Below are 18,280 nucleotides of genomic sequence, written 5' to 3'. Positions count from 1 at the left end.
GCCCGAGCCCCGGGGCTCCGCCCCCTGGACCCCCGTTCGTCGGCCTGCGGCCTCGTCCTCAAACGCCGGACGGGCTGGTTCTGCCCGTACGGGCCGCTAGTCCCTCGCCAGACCGAAGCGCGCCCGCAGGCCCGTGCGGTCGTCCGCCGCGACCGCCGCCGCGCCGTCCGTGACCGTCTCGTACACCGACAGGATGTCCGCGCCGACCGTCGACCAGTCGAAGCGGCGCACGTGCTTGCTGCCCCGTTCGCGCAGCTCCTCGCGGCGCCGGGGGTCGCCGAGCAGGCGTACGGCGGCCTCCGCGAGGGACTCCGCGTCCTCGTTCGCGAACAGGTCGCCCGCCGCGCCCTGGTCGAGGACCTGCGCGAAGGCGTCGAGGTCGCTGGCGAGCACGGGGGCGCCCGCCGACATCGCCTCGACGAGGATGATGCCGAAGCTCTCGCCGCCGGTGTTCGGCGCGACGTACAGGTCGACGCTGCGCAGCAGCCGCGCCTTGTCCTCGTCGCTGACCATGCCGAGGAACTCCACGCGCTCGCGCAGCGCGGCCGGGAGCGAGGCCACGGCCTCCTCCTCGTCCCCGCGCCCGGCGACGAGCAGCCGGGCATCCGGGCACTCCGCGAAGATCCGGGGCAGCGCCTTCATCAGGACCGGCAGGCCCTTGCGGGGCTCGTCGATGCGGCCGATGAAGCCGATCGTCTGCCCCTGCCACTCGGGCTTGGGCTCGGCGTCGGCGAAGAAGTCGACGTCCACGCCGTTCGGGATGACGACGGCGTCGCCGCCCAGGTGCTCGACCAGGGTGCGGCGGGCGTACTCGCTGACCGCGATGCGCGCGCTGATCTTCTCCAGGGCGGGCTGCAGGATCGGGTACGCCGCGATCATGGCCCGCGAGCGCGGGTTGGACGTGTGGAACGTCGCCACGATCGGGCCCTGTGCCGCCCAGCAGGTCAGCAGGCCGAGCGAGGGCGACGTCGGCTCGTGGATGTGGATGACGTCGAAGGTGCCGTCGTGCAGCCAGCGGCGCACCCGCGCGGCCGAGAGGAAGCCGAAGTTGAGCCGCGCCACCGAGCCGTTGTACGGAACCGGCACGGCACGCCCCGCCGACACCACGTACGGCGGCAGGGGGGTCTCGTCGTCCGCAGGGGCGAGGACGGACACCTCGTGCCCCAGGCGGATGAGGTGCTCGGCCAGATCGCGGATGTGGAACTGGACGCCGCCCGGCACGTCCCACGAGTACGGGCAGACGATGCCGACCTTCACGGCGTCCCCTCGCTCCGGGGCCCGGCCGTCCCCGCCCGGCCCGGCGGGGACGGCGCCTTCGCCGGGTCCAGGTCCGCGAGCCACAGGCGCTGCAGCATGTGCCAGTCCTCCGGGTGCTCGGCGATGCCGGTGGCGAAGGCGTCGGCGAGCGCCTGGGTCATGACGGCCGTCTTCTCCGCGCGGGTGCCCGTCTCCGGGACCTCGACGGGCGGGTGCACGCGGCCGCGCATCACCGGCGAAGCGTCGTACCAGAGCGTCACCGGCAGGAGCAGCGCGCCCGTCTGCTGGGCGAGCGCGGCGGGCCCCGCGGGCATCCGCGCGGTCTCGCCGAAGAACTTCACCTCGACGCCGGACGCCGACAGGTCCCGGTCGGCGACGAGGCAGACGAGCCCGCCCGCGCGCAGCCGCCGGGCGAGGGTGCCGAAGGCCGAGCCGCCGGTGTGCGGCAGGACCTCCATGCCGAGACCGCTGCGGTAGGCCACGAAGCGGTCGTACAGGGACTCGGGCTTCTGCCGCTCCTGCACGGTCGTGAACGGCGTCTTCAGCTTCGTGGTGACCCAGGCGCCCGCCAGGTCCCAGTTGCCCAGGTGCGGCAGGGCGAGGATGACGCCCCTGCCGCTGTCCAGGCCGTCGGTCAGATGGTGCAGGTCCTGGGGCGCGAAGCCGTTCTTGACGCGGTCCTCGCTCCAGGCCGGAAGCCGGAAGGACTCCATCCAGTAGCGCATGTACGACCGCATGCCCGCCTTGGACAGCTCCGCGAGGCGCTGCGGCGTCGCGTCGGGCACCACGCGCGCGTAGTTGGCCTCCAGGCGCAGCACGCCCTTGCCGCGGCGCTTCCACGCGAGGTCGGCGATGGTGCGGCCCAGGCGCACGGCGGCCGGCTCGGGGAGCTTCTTGACCGTGCTCCAGCCCACCCCGTACAGCGCGTCCGTCAGCTTGTCCGCGGCGCGGCTCACGAGGCGGTCCCGCTCTTGTGGGCAGCTTCCCGCGCGGCCTCCGCGTCCGCCTCCGCGGACTCGCGGCGCACCGTCACCACGCGCTGCACGAGCGTGACGAGGCTGCCGACGGCCACGATCCACAGGGCCACGGGCAGCAGGACGTCGATGCCCGGCACCCCGAACTTGTGCAGTCCGGCGAAGCCCGCGGCGACGAGCGAGATCACCAGCCGCTCGGCGCGCTCCACCAGGCCGTTCACGGCCACGGGCAGGCCGATCGCCTCGCCGCGCGCCTTCGTGTACGACACCACCTGGCCGCTGGCCAGGCAGAAGATCGAGACGGCGCACAGGATGTTGTCGTCGCCGGAGCCCGCGTACCAGAGCGCGAAGCCGCCGAAGATCGCACCGTCGGCGACCCGGTCGAGCGTCGAGTCGAGGAACGCGCCCCAGCGGCTGGAGCGGCCGAGCTGACGTGCCATGTTGCCGTCGACGAGGTCGGAGAACACGAACAGCGTGATGACGATCGTGCCCCAGAAGAACTCCCCGCGGGGGTAGAAGACCAGCGCTCCCGCCATCACTCCGGCCGTACCGATGAGCGTGACCGTGTCGGGGCTGACCCCGCGGCGGATGAGAAACGCGGCGAACGGCGTGAGGACACGCGTGAAAAACGCACGCGCGTACTTGTTCAGCATGGCCTTCCCGAGGGTCGGTGCGCACGGCGGCCCCGTTGGCCACCGGCTGGCCCATCGTAGTCACGCCCCGGACACGGCGGCTCGCCCCCTCACGATCGCGTACGACGTATGGACGCACAGTGACGCAAGTGGAAAGCTCGGAAGCACCGCGGGCGTCGTCGGAGCCGCCCCCGCACGCGGGTCCCGCGTGTCCGCGCTTCAGCCAGCATCCCCGAGGGGGCTGTGCCTCCTCACCACGCACGTAACCGGGAGGCCAAGGCATGGGCGACAAGGCGAACGCACACCCCGGAGCCGCCGGCAGGGCAGCGACGGCCGACCATCCCGCGTCCGTACGGAATGTGGTGCTGGTCGGCCACAGCGGATCGGGCAAGACGACCCTGGTGGAGGCCCTCGCGCTGACCGCGGGGGCGGTGAACCGGGCAGGCCGCGTGGAGGACGGCACGGCGGTCTCCGACTACGACGAGATCGAGCACCGGCAACAGCGCTCGGTCCAGCTGTCCCTCGTCCCCGTCGAATGGGGCGGCTACAAGATCAACATCCTGGATACGCCCGGCTACGCCGACTTCGTCGGAGAGCTGAGGGCCGGTCTGCGCGCGGCGGACGCGGCCCTCTTCGTCGTCTCGGCCGCCGAGGGCGCCGAGGGCATCACGGGCACCACCCGCATGGTCTGGGAGGAGTGCGCCGCCGTCGGCATGCCCCGGGCCATCGTCGTCACCCACCTGGAGTCCGCGCGCGCGGACTTCACACAGATGACGCGCACCTGCGCCGAGGCGTTCGGCGCCGACGACCCCGACGCGGTGCTCCCGCTGTACCTGCCGCTGCACGGCGAGCCGGGACCCGACGGACACGCACCCGTCACCGGACTCATCGGACTGCTGTCCCAGCGCGTCTACGACTACGCGTCGGGCGAACGCAAGGAGTCCGAGCCGGGCGCCGACCAGCTGCCCGCCATCGAGGAGGCGCGCAACAAGCTCATCGAGGGCATCATCGCCGAGAGCGAGGACGAGTCCCTCATGGACCGCTACCTCGGCGGCGAGGAGATCGACTTCAAGACACTCGTCGACGACCTGGAGCGGGCCGTCGCCCGCGGCATCTTCCACCCGGTACTCGCCGCCGCCCCGGCCGCCGAGGGCGCCCGCCAGGGCATCGGCACCGTCGAGCTCCTGGAACTCGTCACCGGCGGCTTCCCGACCCCCCTGGAGCACCCCGCGCCCGCCGTCACCACACCCGACGGCAAACCCAGGCCCGCCCTCACCTGCGACCCCGAAGGCCCCCTGGTCGCCGAGGTCGTGAAGACCGCGTCCGACCCGTACGTCGGCCGGATCTCGCTGGTCCGGGTCTTCTCCGGCACCCTGCGCCCCGACGAGACCGTGCACGTCTCGGGACACGGGCTCGCCGACCGCGGCCACGAGGACCACGACGTCGACGAGCGCGTCGGCGCCCTCTCCGCCCCCTTCGGCAAGCAGCAGCGCACCCTCCCCCAGGCCATCGCGGGCGACCTGGCCTGCGTCGCCAAGCTCAACCGCGCGGAGACCGGAGACACCCTCTCCGCCAAGGACGCGCCGCTCCTCATGGAGCCCTGGGACATGCCCGACCCGCTCCTGCCGCTGGCCATCCAGGCGCACAGCAAGGCCGACGAGGACAAGCTCTCCCAGGGGCTCTCCCGCCTCGTCGCCGAGGACCCCACCATGCGCCTGGAACAGAACCAGGACACCCACCAGGTCGTCCTGTGGTGCCTCGGCGAGGCCCACGCGGATGTGGCCCTGGAGCGGCTGCGCAGCCGCTACGGCGTCCAGGTGGACGTCATCCCGCACAAGGTGTCCCTGCGCGAGACCTTCGCGGGCCGATCCGGCGGGCGCGGCCGCCACGTCAAACAGTCCGGCGGCCACGGCCAGTACGCCATCTGCGAGATCGAGGTCGAACCGCTGCCCGGAGGCAGCGGCATCGAATTCGTCGACAAGGTCGTCGGCGGAGCGGTGCCGCGGCAGTTCATCCCGTCCGTGGAGAAGGGCGTCCGCGCCCAGGCCGCCAAGGGCGTCGCCGCGGGCTACGCGCTCATCGACGTACGCGTCACGCTCCTCGACGGCAAGGCCCACTCCGTGGACTCCTCCGACGCCGCCTTCCAGACCGCCGGCGCCCTCGCCCTGCGCGAAGCCGCCGCGGGCACCACCATCCACCTCCTCGAACCCGTCGCCGACGTCCAGGTCCTCATCGCCGACGAGTACGTGGGCGCGGTCATGAGCGACCTGTCCGGCAGGCGCGGCCGCGTCGTCGGCACCGAACAGGCACCCGGCGGACGCACCCTCGTCCGCGCCGAGGTGCCCGAGATCGAGATCGGCCGGTACGCCGTCGACCTCAGGTCCCTGTCCCAGGGCACGGCCCGCTTCAGCCGCGCCTACGCCCGGCACGAACCGATGCCCCCGCAACTGGCCCAGAGGATTCGCGAACAGGCCCAGGACACCGCCTAGTTGGGCCGCACTGGCCGAATGCCGCCTGCGCCGCCCCCTCCGCGCGGGCGGCATTCGACCGACACCTGACGGATGTCGGTGGGCCCCGATACGCTGATGACCTGATCAACAGCCGTACCGGCCAGGTCAACAGGTGTGCCGGGCCGCACAGTCGGGAAACAACGCAATCGGGAAGGGCCGCGGCGGTCAGCGGCGCGGCGATGGGGGCGGCAGGTGGCGGACGACGCATTCGACTTCAGGCCAGGGGCCCAGGTACCGCTCTCCGGCGCCGCCGGACAGACCGCGGCCACCCACGCCCTGGCCTCCGCGGCATACCGCGACGGCGAGGTCGACGAGATCCTCAAGGCCAACAGCGACTGGCACAAGTCCGTGGTGAAACCGGGCATCTGGTCCCTGTTCAAGCCCAGCCTCGGCGAGGCCTTCGCCAGAACGGTCCAGGTGCGGATGCTCGGCGGCGCCCGCAGCCCCCTCATCCAGGCCTTCGGCATCGACCCGCAGTCCGTCGTCGAGCACTGCCTCGCCGCCACCGGCATCCGCCGCCACCGCGACAGCTGGCTCACCCTCGTCATGGCCGTGTGCGGACTGCTCTTCCTGCCCGGCCTGTTCGCCTGGCTCCTGGTCTTCACCGCCCGCCGCTGGATCACCAAGCAGAAGGACAAGCGCACCCAGGCGATCGCCACGGCCCTCCTCGTCGCCGTCGGCGTCGTCGTGGCCATCCTCCTCGTCAAACTGCCCTTCCACGGCCTCCTGGCCTGGTATCTGCGCCTGTGTCCCATCGTGCCCGTCATCGGCTGGTTCTGGGCCAAGCACATAGCCGAAGGCACCGCCAAGGACCTGCGCGAGCGGTGGAGCGCGCTGCTCTCCGGCGGCGGCATCGGCGCGAAGATCCCCGAAGCCGTGCCCGGCAGCCCGGGCGACGCCTCCGCCGAGCGCCTGCGCCAGGGCCTCGCCCGCCTCTCCGCCGAGCAGCAGAGCAACTCCGTCTTCTACGCGGGCCCCAAGGGAATACTGGGCATGGGCACCCGCTGGGGCAGCTGGCAGCTCGCCGAGGAGCTCGTCCCCCGCGAGGACGGCAAGGAGATCAACCCCTTCCGCAGCTGGGACGTCGTACGGGCGGTGCACGACCAGCTCCGCATGCTCGAGCGCGGCCCGCTGCACACCGGCGGCTTCACCACCCCGTCGATAAGGCACTGGATCGTCACCCCCGTCGGGGAGAACGCGGGATCGGTCTCCCGCCCCTCCGGCACGGACGTCGAGGCCTTCCAGATCAAGGGCCACGAAATACAGCGCATCTGCAACGAGCAGCAGTTCGGCAGCGGCGACCGCCACTACCTGGGCGTGCAGTTCACGCTCTGGGACGGCCAGCTCGTCATCACCATGCTGATCACGGTGACCGTCCTGCACGAGACCCTGCGCATCGAGGTCACCGGCCACGCCCTCGGCCCCGTGCACTCGCTGTTCACCAGCAAGCCCTCACCCAAGACCAAGACGGTCAGCAAGACCATCAAGTTCTGGGAGACCACGACGCGCAACCTCCCGCTCGTCGACGCCCAGGAGGTGGTGCGCCTCGCGGTCCGCGCCCCCTTCACGTGGTACCCGCCGATCCTGGACTACCTCGGCGGCAAGCTGGTCCTGCCCGAGCCCTTCGGCCTGCGCCACGCCTGGGCGGACAAGCCCTGGCGGCACCGCTTCATGGCCGACGACGCGCTGCGCGCCGCCACCCCGGTCCTGCGCGTCGTCCACACGGCCGCCATCAAGGTCCTCGAGGAGAACGGCGTGAACACCGACCGCTTCAGCGGCCGCGCCACCTTCCTCAGCGGCGCGATCCAGGACCCCATGCCACGCCAGGCGGACGTCTACGGCGCGTAAGCGCTCCGCTGGGGCGCGGTTCGGAATCTGCGGGCCGTCCGTGGCCGGTCGCGCCACGCGGCGGAGTCGCATGTCGATACCGCCCCGCGCCCCTTCGGGGCGCTTTCGCGCCCTACTCCGCGGGCCACGCCTCCGCGAGCATCTTGCGGGTGTCGGCCAGGAGCTGCGGCAGCACCTTGGTGTGCCCCACGACGGGCATGAAGTTCGTGTCCCCGCCCCAGCGCGGCACGATGTGCTGGTGCAGGTGCGCGGCGATCCCCGCACCCGCGACCGTGCCCTGGTTCATGCCCAGGTTGAAGCCGTGCGCGCCGGACGCCGTGCGCAGCGCGGTCATCGCCTGCTTGGTCAGCTCGGCCAGCTCCAGCGTCTCCGGACCCGTCAACTCCGTGTAGTCCGCGACGTGCCGGTACGGGACCGTCATCAGGTGCCCGCCGTTGTACGGGTAGAGGTTGAGCACCGCGTACACGTGCTCGCCCCGTTTGAGGACGAGACCGTCCTCGTCCGACTTGGCCGGGATGGAGCAGAACGGGCAGCCGTCGTCGGCCCCCGAACCGGTCGGCTTGTTCTCGCCTTGGATGTACGCCATCCGGTGGGGCGTCCACAGGCGCTGGAACGCGTCCTGCGTCCCCACTCCGATCTGCTGCTCCGGCTCACTCGTCATGGTGGTCAGCATATTCGCCACCGGACACACGACGAGGGGCGGCCCCGAACGGGACCGCCCCCGAACCCCGCGTACGCAGGGAGCACTGCTTGGCAATGGCGTCCCCCGCCGGAATGCCGGGGCCACCCCCTCATGCGAGGGGAGCAATCACACCTGTGCTCGCCGCTCCACCACATCAACCAGCTTCGCGATCGCCTGGTCACGGGGAATCCCGTTCTCCTGCGACCCGTCCCGGTACCGGAAGGACACCGCGCCCGCGTTCATGTCGTCGTCGCCGACGATCACCATGAACGGAACCTTGGCCTTCTGCGCGTTGCGGATCTTCTTCTGCATGCGGTCGGAAGACGCGTCCACCTCGACCCGCAGCCCGTGCTTCTTCGCCTCCTCCGCGAACTCCTGGAGGTACGGCACGTGCGCGTCACCGACCGGAATCCCCACGGCCTGCACCGGCGCGAGCCACGCCGGGAACGCGCCCGCGTAGTGCTCCAGGAGCACCCCGAAGAACCGCTCGATCGAGCCGAACAGCGCGCGGTGCAGCATGACCGGCTGCTGCTTGGTGCCGTCCGCGGCGGTGTACTCAAGCCCGAACCGCTTGGGCTGGTTGAAGTCCACCTGGAGGGTCGACATCTGCCAGGACCGGCCGATCGCGTCCTTCGCCTGGACGGAGATCTTCGGCCCGTAGTACGCGGCCCCGCCCGGGTCGGGCACGAGCGGCAGGCCCTGCTTCTCCGCGGCCTGGCGCAGCGCCTCCGTGGCCTCGGCCCAGTCCTCGTCCGAGCCGATGAACTTGTCGGAGTCGTCGCGGGTGGACAGCTCCAGCTCGAACTCGTTCAGACCGTAGTCGCGCAGCAGGTCCAGGACGAAGGTCAGGAGCTTGTCCAGCTCCTCGGCCATCTGCTCCTTGGTGCAGTAGATGTGCGAGTCGTCCTGGGTGAACCCACGCGAGCGGGTCAGACCGTGCACGACGCCCGACTTCTCGTAGCGGTACACAGTCCCGAACTCAAACAACCTCAGGGGCAGCTCACGGTAGGACCGGCCCCGGGACTTGAAGATCAGGTTGTGCATCGGGCAGTTCATCGCCTTGAGGCGGTAGTTCTGCTCGTCGAACTCGATCGCCGGGAACATGCCGTCCGCGTAGTGCGGCAGGTGCCCCGAGGTCTCGAAGAGCTTCTCCTTCGAGATGTGCGGGGTGTTCACGAACTCGTAGCCCGAGTCCTCGTGCCGCTTGCGGGAGTAGTCCTCCATCACCTTGCGGATCACGCCGCCCTTGGGGTGGAAGACCGCGAGGCCCGGGCCCAGCTCCTCGGGGAAGGAGAACAGGTCCAGCTCGGCGCCGAGCTTGCGGTGGTCGCGCTTCTCGGCCTCGGCGAGGAACTCCAGGTGCGCCTTCAGCTCGTCCTTGGAGGGCCACGCGGTGCCGTAGATGCGCTGGAGCTGCGGGTTCTTCTCGCTGCCGCGCCAGTAGGCGGCGGCGGAGCGCATCAGCTTGAACGCCGGGATCACCCGGGTCGTGGCCAGGTGCGGGCCGCGGCAGAGGTCCTTCCAGCACAGCTCGCCGGTCTTGGCGTCCAGGTTGTCGTAGATGGTCAGCTCGCCCGCGCCCACCTCGGCGTCGGCGCCGTCGGCGGCCTGCGCGGCGTTGCCCTTGAGGCCAATGAGCTCCAGCTTGTACGGCTCGTCGGCGAGCTCGACGCGGGCGTCGTCGTCGGTGGTGACGCGGCGCGAGAACTTCTGGCCCCGCTTCTGGATCTCCTGCATCTTCTTCTCGATGCGCTTGAGGTCCTCGGGGGTGAAGGGCTCCTTGACGTCGAAGTCGTAGTAGAAGCCGTCCCGGATGGGCGGGCCGATGCCGAGCTTGGCGTCGGGGAAGAGCTCCTGCACGGCCTGGGCCATGACGTGCGCGGTGGAGTGGCGCAGGATGTTCAGGCCGTCCTCGGAGGAGATCTCGACGGGCTCGACCTCCTCGCCGTCCTGGATCTCGTACGCGAGGTCCTTCAGCTCGCCGCCGATGCGCGCGGCCACGACGGTGCGCTCGCCCTCGAAGAGCTGGGCGGCCGTGGTGCCCGTGGTCACCACGCGCTCTTCCCGCTCGGAATCGCGTTGGATGATCACACGGACGTCTGACACCGGTCTCTCCTGCCTGAAGGGGGCTGCCCTGCCTGAATGGGGGCTGCGGCAGATCTGCTCCTGCGCGCGCAACGAATCGTACCGAGCCCTGGGGGCCCACCGCGAAACGGTTGTCCCCCGACCCGGCCCGGCCTCCCCCGCGGGCGCCGCCTCAGTCGGTGCTGCACGCCTCCTCGAAGAAGTCGAGGTTCTCCTGGAGAGACTTCATCAAGCGGTCCCGCTCGGCGTCGTCGACCTGGACCGGCACCACCTTCGTGGCCCCCGTCAGCCTGCGGAAGCCGCCGCGGCTCTCCAGGCGGCCGTGCACCCGGATCGGCAGCCCGACCAGGTGGGCGTGGCCGGCGATCCGGTACGACTCCTCGTCGAGGGACATCCGTACGTGCGGGACCTCGGCGCCCGCGAGCACCCGCACCCGGACCGTGCCCGCGCCGCGCGGCCCCGAGCGCCGCATGCGCACCACGGCGCCGGTGATCCGTACCGGCACGGACGGTTCGTCGCGCAGATAGCGGGCGCCGGCCTGGCGCAGGACGGCGAGGTCGCCCGGGGAGAACTCGACGGGCTCGGTGGTGGCGGCGCAGCCTTCGGGCACGCCCGCGGCGGGCGACCACTCGACGTGCACGCGGGCGCCCTCGGTGCCGCGCACGAGGGCGACGATGGCCTCGACCAGCTCGTGGCTGACGCCCGCCTCGACGGCGCCGTCGAAGGCGTCCATGCCGCCGGTGGCCCGCTGGTAGTCGACGGCCTCGCGGGCCGCGTACAGCGCCTGGTGCAGCCGTACGGCCAGCGGCCGGGCGGCGGAGACGGGCACGAAGGCGGTGAGGCGGCGCCCGCCCGGCGCGGTGCCCACGAGGACGTTCTCCAGGGACGCGGCGGCGGGGCGGCGGTGCCGGGCGCCGTAGTACCCGGCGCGCTCGCGCGCGGCGAGGGCACCGGCGAGGAGCATCTGCCGGGCGGCGGCGCGCAGCTGTTCCTCGACGGTCCAGGAGGCCGCGCCCGCGGGCCCGTCGGGGACGTCGCGCCACCAGCGGATCTCGTCGCTGGGCACGGCGAGCGACACGAGTACGTCACGGGCCGAGGGTGAGGAGCTGCGGGTGAGGGCGGTGAGGGCTTCGTCGATGAGGTCGTCGCTGTCGGGGAAGGCGCGGTTCTCGGGGACGAGGAGGCTGGTGCCGCGGGCGGCGGGGCCCGGCGGGGTCCAGCGGGAGTAGCGTCCGGCGGCGCCGCCGCGGCGCTGCCAGCCGTGCCGGTGCAGGAGGGCGATGAGCACGGCGGGGTCGACGCGGCCGGGGTCGGGCGGCTCGGACCACATGCGGGGGGCTTCGGCGGGGTGGGGACGTACGCCGCGCAGTCCTCGTGCGGCGGGCGCGGTGACGGGGTCGTCGCCGCGTGCGGGGGCTGGGTCGTCGATCGGGCGGTGCATCAGGGTCTCCCTCCCGTGCCGACGCGCGTCATGATCTCGCAGAGTGCGCGGTCGTCGAAGATCCGTGCGGTGGGGACGCGGACGGTGGTCCTCCGTCTGCCGGTCACGGGGTGTCCGGCGAGGTTGGTCCAGTAGCAGCAGTGCCGCAGGTCGAGGCGGTCGTGGCCGGCGCGCAGCCAGTCGTCCTGGGAGCGGGGCACGATCATGACCACCAGTATTTTGTGCACCGAGACCGGGGTGCGGGCGAGCTTCTCCAGGTGGGCGTTGTCCAGGGTGAAGGAGAAGGCGGGGCCCTTGGGGTGGGGCGGGATCTGGTAGGTGCACTTGAGCTGCACCTTGATGGTGACTTCGTCGTCGACGGTGTGGCCGGGGGCGCTGTGGCTGACGTGCCAGTCGATGCCGTTGTCCGGGAAGGGTTGCGAGAGGGAGCAGCCGGCCGCCGCGGCGACCGCGTGCAGATAGCCCACCTGAAGGGTCTCCATGCAGGCGGTGGTGGCGAGTGTGCCGCGCGGCGGTGCGATCCGCTCGGGCAGCAGCCCGCCCTGTTCGGGCTGCGCGAGCGCCATGTCCTGAAAGCCTTCCGAGCCGGTGAAATCCCCGCTTGAGCCGTCAACCACCCGGCTCCGTACCTGTGTTGTCTCCTGAGCGGGTTCGGCGCAAACGGCTCGGGTATCACCTGCGTGAGGCAGGAGCGGAGGTCAACTGCCAGATCTGAACGAGGAGTTGCGTCGGGATGACGTGCTGGTATGAGGGGCCCTTGGCCGCATTCGACACGGAGACGACGGGTGTCGACGTGGAGACCGACCGGATCGTGTCGGCCGCCGTCGTCGTGCAGAACGGTGCGGGGGCCCGCCCGCGAGTGACACGCTGGCTGGTGAATCCGGGGGTGCCGGTACCGGCGGCGGCGACGGCGGTGCACGGCCTGACGCAGGACCATCTGGAGCGCAACGGCCGCTGGCCTGCGCCCGTGATGGAGGAGATAGGCCGGGAGCTGGCGGAGCAGGGCGCGGCGGGGCGGCCGCTCGTGGTGATGAACGCGCCGTTCGATCTGACGCTCCTGGACCGGGAGTTGCGCAGGCACCGCGCCTCGTCGCTCTCGCGCTACGTGGGCAGCTCGCCGCTGTGCGTGCTCGATCCGCGGGTCCTCGACCGGCATCTGGACCGGTACCGCAAGGGCCGGCGCACGCTGTCGGACCTGTGCGAGCTCTACGGGGTGGAGCTGAGCGGCGCCCATGACGCGGCGGCCGACGCGCAGGCGGCGCTCGATCTGGTGCGCGCTCTCGGCCGTCGTTTCGCGGCGCGCCTCGACCGTCTGTCCCCGGCCGAGCTGCACACGTTGCAGGCGGTGTGGCACGCGGCGCAGGCGCGGGGGCTGCAGACGTGGTTCGCGCGCAGCGGGTCGTCGGAGACGGTGGACCCGGCGTGGCCGCTGCGGCCCGAACTGCCCGCGGCTGCCTGAGGCCTGACGGGCTTCGGGCGTGGGCCGCGGGCTTCGGAGTGGCCTTCGGGCAGCGGCCTTCGGGCATGAAAAAACCGGTCCGTCTGGGACGGACCGGCATTCTCCGGGTGGGCGATACTGGGTTCGAACCAGTGACCTCTTCGGTGTGAACGAAGCGCTCTCCCACTGAGCTAATCGCCCGGGCGCAGAAAGAACATTACAGGTCCGGGCGCCGATCCTTCAAACCGCCCGCTCACCCGACGGCCGCGGCCCCTCAGGAGCGCGCCGCGTGCGGCCCGTCCCGGTCGAGGCGGGCGGCGAGTCCGCGGCTTCCGGCGCGCATCATCAGCGCGTGGTTGAGGAGCAGCAGCGGCCTGCCGGGCACGGCGAGGCGGCGCAGTAGGGGCTTGTGGACGTCGACTTCCTGGTCGTAGCGCGCGCGGGTGCCGCCGTCGGGCGCGGGCGTCAGGGTCCAGCGGGCCCAGCCGTCGAGGTCGCCGGTCATGGTGATGGCGAGGACGCCGCGGTCGGGGTCCCGGCACTGCTCGCGGGCGGTGATCACCAGGTCGTACGGCAGGAGTGAGCGGAAGCGCGCGGTGCCACTGCGGTCGTCGAGGGGGGTGACCTCGCGGACCTGGGGCCACCAGGCGGGGTAGTCCTCGGCTCGTTCGAGCGCCGTATAGACGGCGGTGGGCTCGGCGTGCAGATTCCATACGCTGCGGAAGCGGTAATGGCACCAGTCCATGGCTTCAAGTCTGCCGCCGGTGGCCGCGATCCGCGCCCCTGTTTCCGACGGGTCGTCAACTCGAAGAAATAGGAAGCAGTTATTCCGGACGGTTCGACGCGGTCCGTGAATTTCATGAAAGGGCGTCAAATACGACAGTGACCCGGAGGCTGTTTCCAGCCTCCGGGCCACAATCCCGGGTGGGCGATACTGGGTTCGAACCAGTGACCTCTTCGGTGTGAACGAAGCGCTCTCCCACTGAGCTAATCGCCCGGGCGCAGAGAGAACATTACCCCATGTCAGAGGGTGCGTGTGACCACCTGACCGAGCACGTCCCCGGCGGGCTCGCGGAGCCCGCCGGGGCACTGCTCACTGATCGTTGATCTTCCACGGCATCTCGAGGCCGTACTTCCAGAGGTAAACCCCGGCGAGGGCGCCGATGATCACGAGACCGATCGACGTGAGGATGATGTTGCGGCGGCGGACTCTGGGGTCGAGCGCGCGCTGTGCGGCCTCGGTGACCTTCCGTTTCGTCCACCGGAGGACAAGCTGCGCCCAGACGAACTCGGTCGCCCAGATCGCCATGCCACAGAAGATCACTACCCAGCCGGGTCCCGGCAGCGGCAGCATGATGATGCCCACGACCACGACCGCGAGCCCGACGATGAAGACGCCGACCTGCCAGCTCAGGTGCAGTGCGCGGCGTGCCTTGACGAACTCCGGCGCCCGCGACCCGAAGGGCTTCTCGGGCTTGGTCGTGCCCGCCGCGCCCTCGGCCGCCTCGGCCACCGCCGGCTCGTTACTCCCCGTATTCATGCCGCCAAACCCTACCGGACGGAAACGCGTCACCGGAATGGCCGTACGAACCAATCGGACAGTCCGCCATACGAGCCACCTAAAGACACCCAAAACTCTCAGAGGGGTTTACAACGGCACCGTAGGTGGCATGTCGATTTCGCCGACGTGCGAATCCCCGAGCGCACACTGAGCGAAAGGCCTTGGCGCTTATGAACACCACGGTCAGCTGCGAGCTGCACCTGCGCCTCGTTGTGTCGAGCGAGTCCTCACTGCCTGTACCCGCAGGACTGCGGTATGACACGGCCGATCCCTATGCCGTGCACGCCACCTTCCACACCGGAGCCGAGGAGACCGTCGAGTGGGTGTTCGCCCGCGACCTCCTCGCCGAGGGCCTGCACCGGCCCACCGGCACCGGCGACGTCCGTGTCTGGCCGTCCCGCAGCCACGGTCAGGGCGTCGTCTGCATCGCCCTGAGCTCCCCCGAGGGTGAGGCTCTGCTCGAGGCCCCGGCGCGGGCCCTGGAATCGTTCCTGAAGCGTACCGACGCGGCCGTGCCGCCCGGCACGGAACATCGTCACTTCGATCTCGACACGGAGCTCTCGCACATTTTGGCCGAAAGCTAGTCTCCGGCCCGTCCGGGAGCCGCCCACCGCCGTCCACTCGGGGAGACGGCGTGGGTACGACAACGACATAGCAGGCACAGCAGACACCGGCGCCGGTGCCGCGGCACTCCGCGGCTCCGGCGCCGTGGCGCGTACGGCGTGAGCCGCTAGCATCGGCCAGCATCAGGCGGGCGCCCGCCCGACCCTCATCAGGCCAGGGAGCGAATCGTGCTGATCACCCATGACACCAGGTGCGCGCTCGACGCCGTGGTCGATCTGGTGAACTCCGCGCCGGACGACCCGGACGACGAGGGCGGTGGCAGCCCCGAGGGACTGGCGGACGTCGCGGCCCTGCGCGAGTTCGTACGGAACCACTCGATCAGTGACGTCGGGGCGCTCACGGAGCGGGACCTGGCGGCCGTGCGCCGCATCCGCACCCGGTTCGCCGAGGTCTTCGCGGCCGCCGAGGCGCATGTCGCGGCGTCCCTGCTGAACGAGCTGGTGGCCGCGGCGGGCACCACGCCCCGTCTGACCGACCACGACGGCTACGACTGGCACGTGCACTACTTCGCCCCGGGCGCCTCCGTCGCCGACCACCTGGCGGCGGACTGCGGGATGGCGCTGGCCTTCTTCGTCGTCGCGGGCGAACAGGAGCGGCTGCGCCGCTGCGAGGCGCCGGACTGCCGCCGGGCCTTCATCGACCTGTCCCGGAACCGCTCGCGCCGCTACTGCGACAGCCGCACCTGCGGCAACCGACTGCACGTCGCCGCCTACCGGGCCCGGCGCCGGGAGGCGGCGGGCCAGGAGCAGGAGCAGGAGCTACAGCAGGAACAGGTCGTGCAGTGAGGCCATGAGCAGCAGGCAGCCGATCACCGCCAGGAAGATCATCAGCGGGGGCTGGGAGAGGGCGAAGAGGCAGCCTCGCGGCTCGTCGGCGGTTCCGTGCCCGTCGGGCGGGGCGGGTTCGCTCTGTGTGGTGGTGTCCAGCATCTCGCGGTGATGATGGCGCAGCGCGCACACCGCTGTTGACCAACACGCCCGGTCGGAGCGGCAGTTCGCCGCATTCCGTGACCTTGGTGGGCCCGGCGTGGCGTACCTGCGAACGGTGTCCGTGGATACGCTCGAACCGGCGACCCGGCAGGGTGACGTCCGGCGCGCGTGCCGGACGGCTCAGCCGCCGCGCTGGTGCTCCTGGCTTCGGCTCATATGCCGTGCTTCTTGAGGATGGCCTCGATGTCGCTGAAGTCCTCGGTGGGGGCCGCCGCCTTCTTCGGCTGGGCCGCGGGCCTGGTGCTCGCGCCGAGGGAGGGGGCGGAGGCGGCGGGGGCGACCGCGTCGCGCTGGGCCGCCTTCGCCGCCGCCCTGCGCTCCTTGCGGGTGCCTCCGGAGCGGCGCTCGGCCGAGCGCGTGCCCATGAACAGCAGCCAGGCGGTGCCGAGGACGCCGAAGCCCGCCCAGGCGACCGGGCTGAACGCGGTCTCGGCCGCCCATTCGACGGCGCCCGTCATGACCAGGCCGAGCGGGACCAGGGCATAGGCAGCGAGGCGGGCCGCGGCGAGGAAACGCTTGCGGTACGCCGTGACGGCGGCTATGCCAAGGCCGGCCGCGGCGACGGCGGAGCAGATGGTCTCGGCAATCATCCCGGTCCTCCAGGCGTGCGGGTGTGGTGCGGTCGCGCGGGCACGGTGTGGTCACGCTTGTCCCTTCCATCCTGCACCTGGCCGGGCGCTCGTAGCCACGGCGCAGGAGGACATCAGGGAGATATCCGGGTCGGCCCTCCTCCCCAGGTGCCGGTCGGCGGGCCGCTGCCTGGGAGACTGTGCGCATGAACGACTCTTCCACCACCGGCCCCGCCAGCCCCGTCGTCATCGACCTCTGGTGCGAGCTGCAGTGCCCCGACTGCCGCACCGCCCTGGACGACGTGCGCGCCCTGCGGGACCGCTACGGCGACCGCGTCGAGCTGCGGCTCCGCCACTTCCCGCTGGAGAAGCACCGGCACTCCTTCGCCGCCGCGCAGGCCGCGGAGGAGGCTCTGGAGCAGGGCAAGGGCTGGGAGTACGTCGAGTCGGTCCTGGCCCGGGTCGAGGACCTGGACCGTAAGGGAGAACCCTTCCTGGTGGAGGTGGCGCGGGAACTCGGCCTGGACGCCGAGGAGTTCGACACCGCCCTGGTGGACGGGCGGCACATCCTGATCGTCGACGCCGACCAGGCCGAGGGCAAGGCGATCGGGGTCACCGGCACGCCGACGTACGTCGTGGACGGCGAGCGCCTCGACGGCGGCAAGAGCCAGGACGGCCTGCGCGAGCGCGTCGAGGAGATCACCGACCGCCTGCTCGCCAGGGCCTGACACCGGCCGCCGGTGCGGGCACCGGCGGTCGGAGCGGCGGCCCGCTCGGAGTCAGAGCAGCTGCTTGTAGAGGAAGTACGCGTCCACCTCGTAGCCGAGGGACTCGTAGAGGCGCAGGGCCGGGGTGTTGCCCGCGAAGACGTTCAGGCCGATGCGGGTCCGGCCCGCCGCAAGGCTCTGTTCCTCGGCGAGGAGCATCAGCGACCGGCCGTGGCCGCGCCCGCGGTGCTCCTCGGCGACCTCGACGTCGTACAGGAACGTCCCACCGTCGCGCTCGGCGAGCCACAGCGTGCCCACCGGTGTGTCCGCCTCGGTCAGGACGCTCAGGCGGACGCCGGGGGTGGCCGTCCTCTCGGGAAGGGCACGGGTGTAGTCCCGCTCGGCCTTGGCGCGGGCCTCGGCCTCGGGGACGCCGCGCTCGATCCAGTCGCGGGCGTAGGACTCCGTCCCGTGCGCCACCCAGTCCGTGAACTCGGCGTCCGTCATGGGCCGTGCCCGCACGCCTTCGGGCAGTGCGGGCGGCTCCGGGGGCAGCGCCTTGGACATGTTGCGGTTGCGCTCCACGTAGCCGAGCGCGGTGGCGAGGGCCAGCGCGCCCGGCGCGTCCCCGAGCACCTTGAGCTCGATGCTGGCGCAGCCCCAGCCGCGCGCCACCTCCTCGGCGGCTAGGGCCGCCACGGTGCCGCGGCCGCGGCGGCGGTCCCGCTCGTCGATCCGCAGGTCCAGGATCTCGGCGACGCGGGCGCCGAAGGCGGGGTGCGTGGCCAGCTGGATCCGGCCGACGGGGCGGCTGTTCACGCACACGTCGTACGTGCGTGACTTCCTGCCGTCAGTGCTCTGCTGGAGCGGCCCGGCCGGCCGCAGAGTCGTGGTCATCACGGGAGTTGTACCCATCCCGCGCCCCCGCGTCATCTGTTTTTCCCGTCGGCCGGGCCGGTTCCC

18 protein-coding genes and 2 tRNA genes are annotated in these 18,280 nt (G+C 71.5%); 6 read left to right on the top strand and 14 right to left on the bottom strand.

From position 1 onward, the window contains the following. Positions 1-96 precede the first annotated feature (96 nt). From IG74_RS0124055 to pgsA, 3 genes are read right to left on the bottom strand one after another with little or no spacing between them, the layout of a single operon-like run. Positions 97-1,257, bottom strand: coding sequence for a glycosyltransferase family 4 protein (locus IG74_RS0124055; RefSeq protein WP_030681053.1), 1,161 nt, complete (start codon positions 1,255-1,257; stop codon positions 97-99). After that, on the bottom strand, positions 1,254-2,213 hold the full coding sequence (locus IG74_RS0124050) for a phosphatidylinositol mannoside acyltransferase (RefSeq protein ID WP_030681051.1): 960 nt from the start codon (positions 2,211-2,213) through the stop codon (positions 1,254-1,256). The genes IG74_RS0124055 and IG74_RS0124050 overlap by 4 nt, the downstream gene beginning before the upstream one ends. Further along, positions 2,210-2,884 carry a phosphatidylinositol phosphate synthase gene (gene pgsA / locus IG74_RS0124045; RefSeq protein WP_030681048.1) on the bottom strand — a complete coding sequence of 225 codons (675 nt, stop codon included), beginning with the start codon at positions 2,882-2,884 and terminating at the stop codon, positions 2,210-2,212. The genes IG74_RS0124050 and pgsA overlap by 4 nt, the downstream gene beginning before the upstream one ends. Before the next feature lie 260 nt (positions 2,885-3,144). Here pgsA and IG74_RS0124040 point away from each other — a divergent pair, with 260 nt between their 5' ends. Both IG74_RS0124040 and IG74_RS0124035 read left to right on the top strand, forming a co-directional pair. Further along, positions 3,145-5,352: an elongation factor G-like protein EF-G2 gene (locus IG74_RS0124040; RefSeq protein WP_030681045.1), complete on the top strand. Its 2,208-nt coding sequence runs from the start codon at positions 3,145-3,147 to the stop codon at positions 5,350-5,352. A 213-nt stretch (positions 5,353-5,565) separates the two neighbouring features. Then, positions 5,566-7,221, top strand: a complete 1,656-nt coding sequence (locus IG74_RS0124035) for a hypothetical protein (RefSeq protein WP_030681042.1) — start codon at positions 5,566-5,568, stop codon at positions 7,219-7,221. A gap of 112 nt (positions 7,222-7,333) precedes the next feature. Here IG74_RS0124035 and IG74_RS0124030 read toward each other — a convergent pair whose 3' ends face one another. The 4 genes from IG74_RS0124030 to IG74_RS0124015 all read right to left on the bottom strand — a co-directional run bounded on the left by IG74_RS0124030 (position 7,334) and on the right by IG74_RS0124015 (position 11,995). Beyond that, positions 7,334-7,894, bottom strand: coding sequence for an HIT family protein (locus IG74_RS0124030; RefSeq protein WP_030681037.1), 561 nt, complete (start codon positions 7,892-7,894; stop codon positions 7,334-7,336). Between the two features lie 135 nt (positions 7,895-8,029). Beyond that, the gene (thrS, locus tag IG74_RS0124025; RefSeq protein ID WP_037825952.1) at positions 8,030-10,009 is read right to left on the bottom strand and encodes a threonine--tRNA ligase; all 1,980 of its coding nucleotides are present in this window, start codon (positions 10,007-10,009) and stop codon (positions 8,030-8,032) included. Between the two features lie 151 nt (positions 10,010-10,160). Further along, positions 10,161-11,432 (bottom strand): hypothetical protein, encoded by a 1,272-nt coding sequence (locus tag IG74_RS0124020; protein WP_420709934.1) that lies wholly within the window; start codon positions 11,430-11,432, stop codon positions 10,161-10,163. Then, positions 11,429-11,995 (bottom strand): DUF4365 domain-containing protein, encoded by a 567-nt coding sequence (locus IG74_RS0124015; protein WP_030681028.1) that lies wholly within the window; start codon positions 11,993-11,995, stop codon positions 11,429-11,431. The genes IG74_RS0124020 and IG74_RS0124015 overlap by 4 nt, the downstream gene beginning before the upstream one ends. A 167-nt stretch (positions 11,996-12,162) precedes the next feature. On the opposite strand from IG74_RS0124015, the gene IG74_RS0124010 reads away from it, so the two are divergent. Further along, the gene (locus IG74_RS0124010; protein ID WP_030681025.1) at positions 12,163-12,888 is read left to right on the top strand and encodes a 3'-5' exonuclease; all 726 of its coding nucleotides are present in this window, start codon (positions 12,163-12,165) and stop codon (positions 12,886-12,888) included. Between the two features lie 108 nt (positions 12,889-12,996). Here IG74_RS0124010 and IG74_RS0124005 read toward each other — a convergent pair. The 4 genes from IG74_RS0124005 to IG74_RS0123990 all read right to left on the bottom strand — a co-directional run bounded on the left by IG74_RS0124005 (position 12,997) and on the right by IG74_RS0123990 (position 14,407). Next, positions 12,997-13,068: transfer RNA gene (locus IG74_RS0124005), tRNA-Val, on the bottom strand. A 73-nt stretch (positions 13,069-13,141) separates the two neighbouring features. Next, complete coding sequence (locus tag IG74_RS0124000) at positions 13,142-13,612, bottom strand: SRPBCC family protein (protein ID WP_030681021.1); 471 nt, start codon at positions 13,610-13,612, stop codon at positions 13,142-13,144. A gap of 180 nt (positions 13,613-13,792) precedes the next feature. Then, positions 13,793-13,864 (bottom strand) — tRNA-Val (locus tag IG74_RS0123995). 96 nt (positions 13,865-13,960) lie between these two features. After that, a complete protein-coding gene (locus IG74_RS0123990) occupies positions 13,961-14,407 on the bottom strand; it encodes a TIGR02611 family protein (RefSeq protein ID WP_030681017.1) in 447 nt (148 codons plus the stop codon). 191 nt (positions 14,408-14,598) lie between these two features. Here IG74_RS0123990 and IG74_RS0123985 point away from each other — a divergent pair, with 191 nt between their 5' ends. Both IG74_RS0123985 and IG74_RS0123980 read left to right on the top strand, forming a co-directional pair. Continuing rightward, positions 14,599-15,012: an SsgA family sporulation/cell division regulator gene (locus tag IG74_RS0123985; RefSeq protein ID WP_003959770.1), complete on the top strand. Its 414-nt coding sequence runs from the start codon at positions 14,599-14,601 to the stop codon at positions 15,010-15,012. Positions 15,013-15,219: 207 nt separating this feature from the next. After that, positions 15,220-15,837, top strand: coding sequence for a CGNR zinc finger domain-containing protein (locus tag IG74_RS0123980; RefSeq protein ID WP_030681015.1), 618 nt, complete (start codon positions 15,220-15,222; stop codon positions 15,835-15,837). Here the strand turns inward: IG74_RS0123980 and IG74_RS52790 are convergent. Further along, on the bottom strand, positions 15,811-15,981 hold the full coding sequence (locus IG74_RS52790) for a hypothetical protein (protein WP_170316395.1): 171 nt from the start codon (positions 15,979-15,981) through the stop codon (positions 15,811-15,813). The genes IG74_RS0123980 and IG74_RS52790 overlap by 27 nt on opposite strands. A gap of 212 nt (positions 15,982-16,193) precedes the next feature. Next, positions 16,194-16,631 (bottom strand): hypothetical protein, encoded by a 438-nt coding sequence (locus IG74_RS0123970; RefSeq protein WP_030681012.1) that lies wholly within the window; start codon positions 16,629-16,631, stop codon positions 16,194-16,196. A gap of 185 nt (positions 16,632-16,816) precedes the next feature. Between IG74_RS0123970 and IG74_RS0123965 the strand changes: the two genes are divergently transcribed. Next, positions 16,817-17,338 (top strand): DsbA family protein, encoded by a 522-nt coding sequence (locus tag IG74_RS0123965; RefSeq protein ID WP_030681009.1) that lies wholly within the window; start codon positions 16,817-16,819, stop codon positions 17,336-17,338. Positions 17,339-17,389: 51 nt separating this feature from the next. Here IG74_RS0123965 and IG74_RS0123960 read toward each other — a convergent pair whose 3' ends face one another. Next, positions 17,390-18,214, bottom strand: a complete 825-nt coding sequence (locus tag IG74_RS0123960) for a GNAT family N-acetyltransferase (protein WP_030681006.1) — start codon at positions 18,212-18,214, stop codon at positions 17,390-17,392. Between the last annotated feature and the right edge of the window lie 66 nt (positions 18,215-18,280).

Origin of the sequence: Streptomyces sp. NRRL B-1347 (genome assembly GCF_000720325.1) — a bacterium.
Lineage (GTDB): Bacteria > Actinomycetota > Actinomycetes > Streptomycetales > Streptomycetaceae > Streptomyces.
The sequence above is the reverse complement of the archived record's forward strand: the minus strand, read 5'-3'. Positions and strand labels throughout refer to the sequence as shown.

What these genes read in the sequence shown, in the direction of transcription:
- IG74_RS0124015 (WP_030681028.1), bottom strand. Translation starts at nt 11,995, where the DNA reads ATGGCGCTCGCGCAGCCCGAACAGGGCGGGCTGCTGCCCGAGCGGATC.
- IG74_RS0123960 (WP_030681006.1), bottom strand. Translation starts at nt 18,214, where the DNA reads ATGACCACGACTCTGCGGCCGGCCGGGCCGCTCCAGCAGAGCACTGAC.
- IG74_RS0124000 (WP_030681021.1), bottom strand. Translation starts at nt 13,612, where the DNA reads ATGGACTGGTGCCATTACCGCTTCCGCAGCGTATGGAATCTGCACGCC.
- pgsA (WP_030681048.1), bottom strand. Translation starts at nt 2,884, where the DNA reads ATGCTGAACAAGTACGCGCGTGCGTTTTTCACGCGTGTCCTCACGCCG.
- IG74_RS0124010 (WP_030681025.1), top strand. Translation starts at nt 12,163, where the DNA reads ATGACGTGCTGGTATGAGGGGCCCTTGGCCGCATTCGACACGGAGACG.
- IG74_RS0123985 (WP_003959770.1), top strand. Translation starts at nt 14,599, where the DNA reads ATGAACACCACGGTCAGCTGCGAGCTGCACCTGCGCCTCGTTGTGTCG.
- IG74_RS0124030 (WP_030681037.1), bottom strand. Translation starts at nt 7,894, where the DNA reads ATGCTGACCACCATGACGAGTGAGCCGGAGCAGCAGATCGGAGTGGGG.
- IG74_RS0123965 (WP_030681009.1), top strand. Translation starts at nt 16,817, where the DNA reads ATGAACGACTCTTCCACCACCGGCCCCGCCAGCCCCGTCGTCATCGAC.
- IG74_RS52790 (WP_170316395.1), bottom strand. Translation starts at nt 15,981, where the DNA reads ATGCTGGACACCACCACACAGAGCGAACCCGCCCCGCCCGACGGGCAC.
- IG74_RS0123970 (WP_030681012.1), bottom strand. Translation starts at nt 16,631, where the DNA reads ATGATTGCCGAGACCATCTGCTCCGCCGTCGCCGCGGCCGGCCTTGGC.
- IG74_RS0124040 (WP_030681045.1), top strand. Translation starts at nt 3,145, where the DNA reads ATGGGCGACAAGGCGAACGCACACCCCGGAGCCGCCGGCAGGGCAGCG.
- IG74_RS0123990 (WP_030681017.1), bottom strand. Translation starts at nt 14,407, where the DNA reads ATGAATACGGGGAGTAACGAGCCGGCGGTGGCCGAGGCGGCCGAGGGC.